General features: G+C 34.1%; 14 protein-coding genes. 11 read left to right on the forward strand and 3 right to left on the reverse strand.

Translation table 11 applies throughout. The annotated features are described in order from the left end of the window. Positions 1-144: 144 nt before the first annotated feature. From BTOYO_RS24195 to BTOYO_RS24215, 5 genes are all read left to right on the forward strand, one after another. A complete protein-coding gene (locus BTOYO_RS24195) occupies positions 145-1584 on the forward strand; it encodes a GntP family permease (RefSeq protein WP_000424323.1) in 1440 nt (479 codons plus the stop codon). Between the two features lie 86 nt (positions 1585-1670). Continuing rightward, complete coding sequence (locus BTOYO_RS24200; RefSeq protein ID WP_001158490.1) at positions 1671-2873, forward strand: iron-containing alcohol dehydrogenase; 1203 nt, start codon at positions 1671-1673, stop codon at positions 2871-2873. A gap of 146 nt (positions 2874-3019) precedes the next feature. Beyond that, positions 3020-3718, forward strand: a complete 699-nt coding sequence (locus BTOYO_RS24205) for an aspartate/glutamate racemase family protein (RefSeq protein ID WP_000848585.1) — start codon at positions 3020-3022, stop codon at positions 3716-3718. Between the two features lie 87 nt (positions 3719-3805). Next, positions 3806-4279: an SAM-dependent methyltransferase gene (locus tag BTOYO_RS24210; protein ID WP_000493241.1), complete on the forward strand. Its 474-nt coding sequence runs from the start codon at positions 3806-3808 to the stop codon at positions 4277-4279. Further along, entirely contained in the window at positions 4276-4716 is a 441-nt protein-coding gene (locus BTOYO_RS24215) for a GNAT family N-acetyltransferase (protein WP_001223858.1), read from the forward strand. Before BTOYO_RS24210 ends, BTOYO_RS24215 begins: the two co-directional genes overlap by 4 nt. 56 nt (positions 4717-4772) lie before the next feature. On the opposite strand, the gene BTOYO_RS24220 is transcribed toward BTOYO_RS24215, so the two are convergent. Together BTOYO_RS24220 and BTOYO_RS24225 are read right to left on the reverse strand one after the other, a co-directional pair. Continuing rightward, entirely contained in the window at positions 4773-5300 is a 528-nt protein-coding gene (locus tag BTOYO_RS24220; protein ID WP_000181775.1) for an HAD-IIIA family hydrolase, read from the reverse strand. A gap of 29 nt (positions 5301-5329) precedes the next feature. Then, positions 5330-5761, reverse strand: coding sequence for a GNAT family N-acetyltransferase (locus tag BTOYO_RS24225; RefSeq protein WP_000009794.1), 432 nt, complete (start codon positions 5759-5761; stop codon positions 5330-5332). Between the two features lie 631 nt (positions 5762-6392). On the opposite strand from BTOYO_RS24225, the gene BTOYO_RS24230 reads away from it, so the two are divergent. From BTOYO_RS24230 to BTOYO_RS24245, 4 genes are all read left to right on the forward strand, one after another. Continuing rightward, complete coding sequence (locus BTOYO_RS24230; RefSeq protein ID WP_001134417.1) at positions 6393-6980, forward strand: YpjP family protein; 588 nt, start codon at positions 6393-6395, stop codon at positions 6978-6980. Positions 6981-7086: 106 nt separating this feature from the next. Next, positions 7087-7722, forward strand: coding sequence for an HAD family hydrolase (locus BTOYO_RS24235; protein ID WP_001174984.1), 636 nt, complete (start codon positions 7087-7089; stop codon positions 7720-7722). A 1-nt stretch (position 7723) separates the two neighbouring features. After that, complete coding sequence (locus BTOYO_RS24240; RefSeq protein ID WP_001094652.1) at positions 7724-8110, forward strand: VOC family protein; 387 nt, start codon at positions 7724-7726, stop codon at positions 8108-8110. Positions 8111-8121: 11 nt separating this feature from the next. Beyond that, positions 8122-9054, forward strand: coding sequence for an aminoglycoside phosphotransferase family protein (locus BTOYO_RS24245; protein ID WP_000848159.1), 933 nt, complete (start codon positions 8122-8124; stop codon positions 9052-9054). 50 nt (positions 9055-9104) lie between these two features. Here BTOYO_RS24245 and BTOYO_RS24250 read toward each other — a convergent pair whose 3' ends face one another. After that, positions 9105-10562 (reverse strand): serine hydrolase, encoded by a 1458-nt coding sequence (locus BTOYO_RS24250; protein WP_000034327.1) that lies wholly within the window; start codon positions 10560-10562, stop codon positions 9105-9107. Between the two features lie 199 nt (positions 10563-10761). Between BTOYO_RS24250 and BTOYO_RS24255 the strand changes: the two genes are divergently transcribed. Together BTOYO_RS24255 and BTOYO_RS24260 are read left to right on the forward strand one after the other, a co-directional pair. Beyond that, positions 10762-11718 (forward strand): thymidylate synthase, encoded by a 957-nt coding sequence (locus BTOYO_RS24255; protein WP_000679621.1) that lies wholly within the window; start codon positions 10762-10764, stop codon positions 11716-11718. 19 nt (positions 11719-11737) lie between these two features. Next, on the forward strand, positions 11738-12226 hold the full coding sequence (locus tag BTOYO_RS24260) for a dihydrofolate reductase (RefSeq protein WP_000637202.1): 489 nt from the start codon (positions 11738-11740) through the stop codon (positions 12224-12226). Positions 12227-12260 lie beyond the last annotated feature (34 nt).

Consider the following 12260-nt stretch of genomic DNA (forward strand, 5'->3'; position numbering starts at 1 on the left):
ATTTTTCATATGTAATCGAATATGTATAATTAGACATTTTAGTATGAAAAATTTGTATGAATTAGAGGAGGGATGTCAGAAATGAAAGATTAGTAGAAGTTTATCAATAAAAGATTGAATTTTCAGTTTAAAGGAGGGGTATAATTGGAGCTAGTTATTATATTATTAGCACTTAGCTTACTTATGTTTGTAGCTTATAGAGGGTTTTCTGTTATTTTATTTGCACCAATTTTTGCATTATTTGCGGTATTTTTGACAGAACCTAGTTTTGTATTACCTTTCTTTTCTAATATTTTTATGGAGAAAATGGTAGGGTTTATTAAACTATATTTCCCGGTGTTTTTACTTGGAGCAATTTTTGGGAAAGTAGTAGAAATGTCAGGAATTGCTGATTCTATTGCAAAGACGATTGTAGAGTTGGTTGGAGAAAAACGTACAATTTTAGCGATTGTTTTAATGGGTGCTATTTTAACATATAGTGGTGTTAGTGTATATGTAGTGGTATTTGCTATATTTCCGTTTGCAGCTAAGCTTTTTCGACAAGCTAATATTCCAAAACGCTTAATACCTGGAACAATTGTCCTTGGAGCAGTAACATTTACAATGGATGCGCTCCCTGGATCACCACAAATTCAAAATGTAATACCTACAACATTTTTTAAAACGGATATTTATGCTGCACCGATACTTGGTATTGTAGGGGCAATTTTTGTACTCACGTTAGGTTTATTATATTTAGAGAGTAGGCGTAAGAAGGCAAAAGCAGCAGGTGAAGGATATTTTGGTTTTAACGATGGGAATACTGAAATGGCAGCATCTTTGGAATTAGAGCAGAAAGAAATACCGCTGTTAAATAGTTTAGAAATTACGAGGGCACAACAACTTATTGCTTTTATACCACTTATTTTAGTAGGTGTAATGAATAAAGTGTTTACTATTATGATACCGAAGTGGTATCCGAACGGTTTTGACTTTTCAGCAATTGGTATGAAAGCATTTGGAAAAGTAGAATTGAGTGCGGTAGTTGGAATATGGTCTGTAGAATTGGCACTTATAATAGGAATTTTAACAACTCTTTTATTATACTGGAGACGGGTAGTAACAGGATTTCAAGCTGGATTGAATACAAGTATTGGTGGAGCACTACTTGCAACAATGAACACTGGAGCAGAATTTGGTTTCGGTGGTGTCATTGCAGCACTTCCAGGTTTTGCAATTATGAGAGATGGCATTTCTGCAACGTTCACAAATCCTTTAGTGAATGGAGCGGTAACGACGAATATTTTAGCCGGTATTACAGGTTCTGCATCAGGAGGAATGGGGATTGTTTTAAGTGCGATGGGGGATAAATTTATTGCAGCAGCCAATCAATTTGATATCCCATTAGAAGTTATGCACCGTATCGTATCAATGGCATCAGGAGGAATGGATACATTACCACATAACGGGGCTATTATTACTATTCTTACAGTAACAGGTTTAACACATAAACAGTCATATAAAGATATATTTGCTATTACAGTTTTGAAAACGCTTGCTGTGTTTTTAGTTATCGCATTCTATACTATTACAGGAATTTATTAAAAATAGATACTATATGAATTGTAAAGGTTTATTTAGTTGATATTTTATAAACTAAACATTAATAAGGGTAAGAAGGGGTGGAGTATTTGCAAGAAGTTGCTGAGTTTCGTATGCCGAAGTCTGTACTATATGGAAGAAATTCGATTGAAAAGCTGGGGGAACAATCAAAGAAGTTTGGGAAAAGAGCTTTTATAGTTACTGATACAATTATGGAGAAATTAGGGTATGTTGAAAGGTGCATAAAACAGCTAAATAAGAAAGGGATTACTGTTATTACATATAATAAAGTGAATGCTGAGCCTACAAATTTACACGTATTAGAAGCGTTAACGATTTGTAAAGAAGGGAAGTGTGATTTTATTATCGGTATTGGTGGTGGAAGTTGTATTGATGCTGCGAAAGCAGTAGCGGTGTTATATACTAATGGTGGAGCAATTGAATATTACGTCCAAAAAGATGTTGAAATAGAAAATGATCCACTACCACTCATTGCAATTCCAACAACTTCAGGTACTGGGTCAGAAGTAACAAGTGTAGCAGTAATTACGAATAAAAAAACAGATGTAAAAATGATGATGAAGCATCCGAGTTTTACCCCGCAAGTAGCGATTATTGACCCGATATTAACAAGTTCGGTACCACCTCATATTACGGCAGCGACAGGTATAGATGCATTATGCCATGCAATTGAAGCATATATTTCTAAATTTTCTCAACCACTTACAGATGTACTTGCTCTTTCGGCTATTGAAAGTATTATGAAATATTTACGTATTGTATATGAAGATGGAGGTAATATGGAAGCAAGGGAAGCAATGATGATCGCTTCATTACAAGCTGGAATTGCATTCTCAAATGCATCTGTTACATTAGTTCATGGAATGTCAAGACCAGTAGGGGCGTTATTTCATGTACCACATGGTATATCAAATGCAATACTATTACCCACAGTTTTAGAATATACAAAAGTGAGTGCAACAAAAAGACTAGCGGAAATTGGACGTTGTTTAAATAAAGATATGTATTCCTATTGTGATGAAGAAGTAGCCGATTATACGCTGAGGGAAATAAAAAAACTTTGTTTTGATCTTCGTATTCCAAATTTAAAAGAATACGGAATCGGTGAGGTTGAATTTGAAAATGCTATTTCAAAAATGGCCTCAGATGCAATTGAAAGTGGTAGCCCAGGAAATAATCCGCGAGTTCCTTCTTATAATGAAATTAAACAGTTGTATCGACAATGTTTTAATTATCAATATGAAAATTCTATAAAAACATTAGGGAGTTAATTTCAGAATATTCACATAAAATTTCCTTGGAAATAGTTAAAACAAGACTTTATATTATAAACTTAAAGTCTTGTTTTATTGTGTATAATATACATAATAAAACATTGTTATTAGTTTAGAAAAAAGTTTAGGTAGGTGTGTTATATATGAAAACGATAGGGCTTATAGGTGGTATGAGTTGGGAATCGACTTCGGAATATTATCGAATTTTAAATGAAGAGATAAAAAGTAAATTAGGAGGATTACACTCAGCAAAATGTTTGATTAATAGTGTGGATTTTGAAGAGATTGAACGATTCCAGTCTAACGGGGATTGGGATGGAGCAGGAGAAGTATTAGGGAATGCGGCGTATTCATTGCAGAAGGGAGGAGCAGATTTTATAATCATTTGCACAAATACAATGCATAAAGTAGTGGAGAAAATAAAAGAGAATATTAACATCCCCGTATTACATATTGCTGATACTACTGCAAAAGAAATTAAAAGAAAAGGTATTCAAACGATTGGTCTACTTGGAACGAAATATACAATGGAGCAAGATTTCTATAAGTCACGTATAGAAGAGAATAATATAAAAGTAATAGTGCCAGTAGAAAAAAATAGAGAAAAATTAAATGAAATAATTTATACAGAATTATGTTTAGGAAAAATAACATCGCAATCTAGAGAATATTATAAAAGAGTCATAGAAGAGCTAGTGCAAAAAGGAGCACAGGGAATAATTTTAGGTTGTACAGAAATAGGATTATTAATAAAGCAGGAAGACGTATTAGTTCCGATATTTGATACAACTTTTATACATGCAATGGAAGCAGTAAATGTGGCTTTAGAAAATAGATTATAATTATATTATGTAAACTTAGTTCGTGTATGTGGAAAACATTCAGAAAATATTTTATAATGTAAGTGGTTACATTTAAGGGGGATGCGTATGTTTTCAGTTCAACCAATCGCATTTGTACATAATGAAAGAAAGGAAATAAAAGATGACGAATGGGGAGAAGTAAGATCCTGTATTACTTTAACTGAATTGTATACAGAGGAAAGTATACAAGGGATTGAAGAATTTTCTCATATTGAAGTTGTTTTTTATTTTCATAAAGTAACGGATGAACAAATTCAATATGTTGCTAGACATCCTAGAAATAATAATGATTATCCTAAAGTAGGCATTTTTGCACAGCGCGGGAAAAATCGCCCGAATCGCTTAGGTGTAACAATTGTAAAAGTGATAAAAAGAGACGGTAAATCAATTATTGTTGAGGGATTAGATGCTATTGATGGCACCCCTATATTGGATATAAAGCCGGTAATGAAAGAGTTTATGCCGAAAGAAGAAATTCTACAGCCTAAATGGGTAACGGATATAATGAGACAGTATTGGAAGGGGAATGGAGTAAAATGAGAATATATGAGGCAACAATTGCAGATTTAGATGGACTAGCATCAGTTTTTAATAACTATCGTATGTTTTACCGACAAGATTCCGATTTAGATGGTGCAAAAGTATTTTTACAAAATCGTATCGAGAGAAAAGAATCCGTTATTTTCGTAGCAGTTGAAGACGGTGAATATATTGGATTCACGCAACTATATCCATCATTTTCTTCCATTTCAATGAAAGAATTATGGATTTTAAATGATCTGTTTGTACAAGCCGCGAAGCGCGGAACTGGAACAGGTAAAAAATTATTAGAAGCTGCTAAAAAATTCGCATTAGAAAATGGCGCAAAAGGTGTAAAATTACAAACAGAGATTGATAATTTATCAGCACAGCGATTATACGCTGAAAATGGTTATTTAAGAGATAATCGTTATTTCCATTATGAATTAACATTTTAAAAAATGTAAGATTAAAAGAGACGTTTTCAAAATGAAAACGTCTCTTTTAAATTGTATTATAGTTGATTTAATATCCAGTTTGTTGCATCTTCAAAGTTTTCTGCAATGTAGTTTGGCTCAATATGTGCCCACCTGTCTCGGTACGTATGTAAAGCATCGTATCCAGCGCCTGTTCGTACTAATATTGTTGTCGCATTCACTTTTTCACCTGCCACAATATCAGTCCAACGATCACCAACTACAGCACATTGTGTTAAATCAAGCCCATGTTTTTCCGCTGCTTTTAGAAGCATGCCTGTACTTGGTTTACGGCATTCACAACCATCACCATGTTTGTGAGGACAAACGTAAATATCATCAAAACCGAAACCTTTTAATTCTTGTACAAAATCAGCTACAGTCGCTATTCCATCCGCGATACCTGGTTGATTTGTGAAAGAGAAAATTTTTATATTTTGAGCTTTTATTTTTTGCAGAGCTGCTTTTGTAAAGGGGAATAATGTAAAAGAACCAGGGTAATGTATTGTAGTGTCGCCGCCAATTGTACCGTCACGATCAATGAAAATTGCTTTAATGTTTGTCATATTTATAGTCCCTTCAAGTGAAAAGTAGTTTAAAAATGTTTTACAAATCGATATCCATTTACTTCATAACCTAATTTTTTGTAAAAAGGATGTGCTTCTACTCTTTTTGTTCCACTAACTAGCCATGTTCCAATGCAATGATGCTTCTTTGCTAATTGTTCTGCATAATCCATTAACACCTGTCCAATGCCTTTCCGCCGTATTGTAGAATCGACGCTAATAATTGAAATTTCTCCATAACGAGTTACATCTTCTAAATTTTCGCGTATACGAAACCCGAGTAATCCAAATATAGTTTCTTCTTCCACATAAACATATAAAAAATCAAAAGGACTCATTTGTACGAATTGCAAGCGGTTGTTCATATCTTCATAGGAAATAGAGGAACCTTTTAATTCTTTCGTTAAAGAACAAAGTGCATCTATATCATCTACCGTCGCTTCACGAATTTGAAAAGACATATTATTCACTCCAATAAAATGTAATCAAACATTTAATATTCTGTTAAAAAATGTTTTTTCCTGCTATGAAAATAAATATTTTATAATGATATATAGATAGTTATACTTCTTCATTTTTATTTATTACCAGCTGTAATTGCCGGGATTATTTTTATAGTATGGATTGGTTGGATTGTATTTTTACCATAGAAAAAGAGCCGAAAATGGCTCTTTTTCTAATCTGTCACACATTGATAAATAAAATATACTAAAACGAGTATGCTTGCGGCAGAATACATGACATCTAAAGTCATTTGGTCGCCTCCTTATTGTTGTTGTATTTTATTGTATTGTATGAAATCTTACAATTTCATATTCAAGTGAAAAATATGTGAACGTTAACAAAATTGTAAAGTGCAAAAATTACAATCATTTTGTATAATAGAAGAAACAACCGTTATATAAAGTGAAACTTTAATCAGTGGGGGTTTTCTTCATCCCCACTGATTATTAGCCTTCACCAATCGGGCTTTTACGGGCAGTTGATCCCCTGCCTAACTTCTTTGCCTTTACTGAATTTTGAGGTGGTGGGGGTCTTACTTACCCGTTAATGCGGGATAAAATATAATGAGTGAAAGGGGAGGGAACATAAATGCCAAATTGGTTTAGAAAAACCTTAGTCGCATTAATTACCGTATTTACATTTGGTTTAGTGACGCCTCCTTCCATATTGCTTGATAATGCCAAAGCTGCGGACAAGCCTACGAGTACAGCTGGGCAACAAAATTTGGAGAGTACGTCCTATACATATGAAGAAACGAATGACAGGTTAACCACCGATACTTTTATTACTTATGCAATGCAAGAAGCAGAGAAGCAGTCGATGCAAAAGTTTGGAACTAAAATTGGTCCAGTAATTGAAGATGAGTTTAAAGATGTAATATTACCGAAAATTGAAGAGGCAATTGCTGAGCTTGCAAATGATGTTCCAGAGGAGTCGTTGCAATCATTATCGATTTCTCAGAAACCCGCTGGTGGAAATAATGAAAAGATTTTTCACGTTTACGATACGAAATCTGGAAATGACTTACTACGATTTCATGTAAGAAGAGATCATCCACCGCAAGATGGTTATTATTTCAATTTCCATTATCATCGTTTTGATGATGGATACTCTGGACATCATGAACTAGGAAATATTTATTGGAATACGAATGTACCGCCAAAATGGCTTTCTTAAAAAGAACAAGAGAAAATCTTGTTCTTTTTTTGTTGATAAAAGGGTAAGACAACTATGTTGTTGAATAACATATGTTTAGGAAAAAAGAAGAAAAGGGAGTATGGAAATGCAAAAATATATTGTTTTTGACTTTGATGGCACATTAGTAGATTCACAAAATATATTTGTACCGATCTATAATCAAATAGCTGAAAAGCATGGTTATAAAACAGTAAGGGAAGAAGAAATTGAGCATTTACGTAAATTAACGATGCCCGAGAGATGTAAGCAACTCGATGTACCACTGTATAAACTACCGATATTAGCGTTAGAGTTTTATAAATTATATCAACCAGCTATAAAAGATCTCGTTTTGTTCCATGGGATGAAGGATGTATTAGATGAATTACATAAAAAAGGCTACGGGATTGCCGTCATATCCTCTAACTCAGAAGAGCATATTCGAGCGTTTTTACATAATAATGGTATCGAAAATATTCAAGAAGTGTATTGTTCTAAAAATTTGTTCGGTAAAGACAAAATGATAAAAAGGTTTTTAAAATCAAAAAAAATAACAGAGCAAGAAATGTTATATGTCGGTGATGAACAGCGAGATGTAGCAGCGTGTAAAAAGGCTGGTGTGAACGTAATTTGGGTATCTTGGGGATATGATGTCATTGAAACAGTGAAAAAAGATGCACCAGATTATATGGTTCATACGCCTATGGAAATTGTACAAGTCGTACAAGGGGCACATTCTTAATATGAATACACTTCGAGCAGGTATTCATCATATTGAATTTTGGGTCGCGAATTTAGAGGAGTCTATTTCTTTTTATGATAAATTGTTTTCGATAATTGGATGGAGAAAGTTAAATGAAGTAGCATATAGTACGGGAGAAAGTGAAATATATTTTAAAGAGGTGGACGGGGAAATTGTAAGGACTTTAGGGCCTAGACATATTTGTTATCAAGCTACTCGTAGAGAAATAGTTGATGAAGTAGCAGATTTTCTTGCTAGTACAAAAGTGAAGGTAATACGTGGTCCGATAGAAATGAATCATTATTCGGACGGATACTATACGGTTGATTTTTACGATCCGAATGGATTTATTATAGAAGTAGCGTATACACCAAATGTAGAAATGTAAGGGGAATAAACATGAAGACAATTGCAGCACGGCAAAACAATATACAAATAGTAAAGGATGCAGCAAATATTGAAGAAATTTCTAAAGGTTTCTCACCTGATAAAAAATATATCATTACGACTATTAAAGATGAAAAGTATTTGTTACGGACAGGCGATATAAAAGAGTTTGAAAGAAAGAAAATAGAGTTTCAAATTTTAAATGAAATGCAAAAACGTAGTGTGCAAGCACAAAGGCCAATTGAAATGGGTTTGTTGGAAGAAGAAGGTTTATGCTACGGTGTTTTTTCGTATATAGAAGGAGAAGATGCGAAAAAATTGTTGCCTACATATACACTAAAAGAACAATATGATATTGGTATAGAAGCAGGAAAAGATTTAGCAAAAATGCATACATATGAAGCTCCTAAGGGTATACTTCCATGGTATGAAAGAGCCATGAAAAAACATCGAAAATATTTAGAGGCATACAAAACATGCGGAATAAAAATAAAAAATGATGATAAAATCATTAAGTTTATAGATGAAAATGAAATGTATGTACAAAACCGCCCAAATCGATTTCAACACGATGATTTTCATTTAGAAAATATAATTGTGCGGGATGGGAAATATGTAGGTGTTGTTGATTTTAATGGTTATGACTGGGGCGACCCACTTCATGATTTTGTAAAAATTGCACTATTTGCAAGAGACATTAGTATTCCGTATTCAATCGGACAAATAGAAGGATACTTTAATAGGAGAATACCAGAGGAGTTCTGGAAATTATATGCGGTGTACGTCGGCATGACAGTTTTCTCATCAGTTGTCTGGACATTACGAGCAGCACCGCATATGTTAGATGATATGTTAGAGCGTCTTACTATAGTTTTAGAGGATCATAATAACTTTGAGTTATCGAAGCCGATTTGGTTTCAATCAGATAAGATTGATATGAAATAGAAAAGATAGGTGTAATTCGCACCTATCTTTATTTTTTACCATCAAAATACTTATTTAATTTTCTTAAATATAAGCGGCTGAGTACTTAACGTAGCTGGCACATGTAACTGAAGGGATGGAAATTCACCACTCACACTCATTTCATAAGCGAATAATAAACTCATTTTCATTCGGAATAAGTCAACTTTTGCAGAGAAGATGTCGTAATGATGATGTGTTAATTGAATGTCCATTTCCATGAATTGCACAAATAATGAATCATCTCGCTTGTATACTTGTAATGTTCCGTATGCAGGATGTTCGAAAGTACCAGTATAATCCTCTAATTTGTGAGAAGGTGTAGTCCCTTTAATTTGCTCAGGAAGGGATTCAGTTGCTTCTTTCATCATTTCCTTCATTTTTTCAGTATCTTCTACAGCACGTTTATGCCAATCGATGCCTTCTAATTCAAGTAGCTCGTCATAAATTTGGTTAGCAAGATAAGTAGGAAGTAATGTGCCTCCAGCATTCGTTAAAATGACAAGACCTACATTTTCTTTTGGCATGAATGAAACAAGTGCCGAAAATCCATCAATATTACCGCCATGATGAATCACTTTGTTACCACGATAAGCGCTAATAAACCAACCGAGGCCGTAACTATTTAATGGAGATTCAGGGAGTGATAGAACTGGTTGATCTGGAATTGAATTGTGTGGTGTATACATTTGTTGTAATAATTCAGAGGAGATTAATTCATGATCTCCAAACTTTCCTTTGTTTAAGTGAAGAAGTACCCAATTTACCATATCTTCAATTGTAGAATTAATACACCCAGCAGCGCCAACTGTATCGATGTTACGGAATGGAACTTCTTTTATTTCACCGTCTTTTTCAATGTAAGGTAAAGCATAATCCTCTGTAATTTGTGAATCTGTAACAGAGAAGTTTGTATGCCTCATATTTAAAGGTTCTAAAATATGTTCTGTAGCGTATTGCTCCCACGTTTGATTTGTAATGTTTTCAACAATGCAGCTAATTGTCGCATACATTAAGTTGTTATATAAAAATGCTGTTCGGAACGGTGCATCAAGTGGTAAATGTTTTATTTTTTCAACGAGATCTTTTCGAGATAAGGAAGAGCTGTACCAAAGAGCATCATGACGACTCACTCCAGTGCGGTGAGAGGCTAAATCCCGTCCTGTAACTTGTGAGGTAGCAAGTAGTTCACATAAAGAGAAGTTAGGTATATAAGACTGGACAGGAGTATCCCAATTAAACTTTTTTTGCTGTGCTAACAAGCTTAATGAAAGTGTGCCAAAAGCTTTCGTTGAGGAACCGATTGCGAACCGGGTGCTCGGTGTAACAGCCTCTTTTGTTTCTATATTTCGATAGCCGAAACCTTCTGAAAGAATAACTTCACCGTCTTTTATAACAGCTACAGCAGCACCAGGAACTTTTAAATCCTTCATCATTTTTTCAACCGTAGTTTGTAACGAAGTCATAACAGGAGTTTCAATTTTAGACATAATTCTAACCTCCAAATTTAAATTTTGTCCTACCGCACTATACTTTCGGTAATAGAAAATGAAAACCTTTTTAAATATGGAAAGTTAATAATTTTGTAAGAATTACTGAAAATAATTTTTATTTATCAAGATTATTAAATTTGTTGTTTTTCATGTTATGATAAATTTCATATAAGATTGAAAGAAGGTTTTTCTACATATGAAACATGCTGAATATGAATACTTAAATTTATGCCGCCATGTAATGGAGCACGGTACGAAGAAAGAAGATCGTACAGGGACAGGAACTGTATCTGTATTTGGATATCAAATGCGTTTTGATCTGAGTAAAGGATTTCCTTTATTAACCACAAAGAGAGTACCATTTCGCCTTGTAGCAAGTGAACTACTTTGGTTTATGAAAGGTGATACAAACATTCGCTATTTATTGCAGCATAATAATAACATTTGGAATGAATGGGCATTTAAGAGCTGGGTAGAAAGTGACGAGTATACTGGGCCTGATATGACAGATTTCGGTCTTCGCTCACAACAAGATGAGGAATTTAAAGTGCAATATGATGAGCAAATGGACCTATTTAAAAAGAATGTTTTAGAAGATGATGATTTTTCGAATAAATATGGCTACTTAGGAGACGTATATGGCAAGCAATGGCGTGCTTGGAAAACGACGGCTGGTGAAACACTGGATCAACTAAAAGATGTAATTGAAATGATTAAAAAAACGCCAGATTCACGTCGCTTAATCGTTTCTGCTTGGAATCCTGAAGACGTACCGAGTATGGCATTACCGCCTTGTCATACGCTATTCCAGTTTTATGTAGCGGACGGAAAACTTTCTTGTCAGCTATATCAAAGAAGTGGCGACATCTTCCTTGGAATTCCATTTAACATCGCAAGTTATTCACTACTAACACATTTAATTGCACATGAATGTGGTCTTGAAGTAGGAGAATTTGTTCATACAATTGGAGATGCGCATATTTATACGAATCATTTTGAACAAGTAGAAAAACAATTGGCACGTGAACCACGTCCGTTCCCGAAACTTACATTAAATCCAGATGTGAAATCTGTGTTTGATTTTGAGATGGAAGATTTAACGATTGAAGGATATGATCCACACCCAGCGATTAAAGCACCGGTTGCAGTGTAATTGTAGAGGAGATGACAAGATGATTGTTTCATTTATGGTCGCAATGGACGAGAATAGAGTAATTGGTAAAGATAATAACTTACCTTGGCGTTTACCGAGTGAATTACAGTATGTAAAGAAAACAACGATGGGTCACCCACTTATTATGGGGAGAAAGAACTATGAAGCAATTGGTAGACCATTGCCTGGAAGACGTAATATTATTGTAACTCGTAATGAAGGGTATCATGTAGAAGGCTGCGAAGTAGCTCATACTGTAGAAGAAGTGTTTGAACTATGTAAAAATGAAGAAGAGATTTTTATTTTTGGCGGAGCGCAAATTTATGATCTCTTTTTACCGTATGTAGACAAGTTATATATAACAAAAATCCACCACGCATTTGAAGGAGACACATTCTTCCCAGAAATGGATATGACAAATTGGAAAGAGATTTTTGTAGAAAAAGGTTTAACGGATGAAAAAAATCCGTATACGTATTATTACCATGTATACGAGAAACAACAATAATAAAAACATAAATTGATGTGAGTATTCGCATCAA

The sequence above is a fragment of the Bacillus toyonensis BCT-7112 genome (assembly GCF_000496285.1).
Taxonomy (GTDB): Bacteria; Bacillota; Bacilli; order Bacillales; family Bacillaceae_G; genus Bacillus_A; species Bacillus_A toyonensis.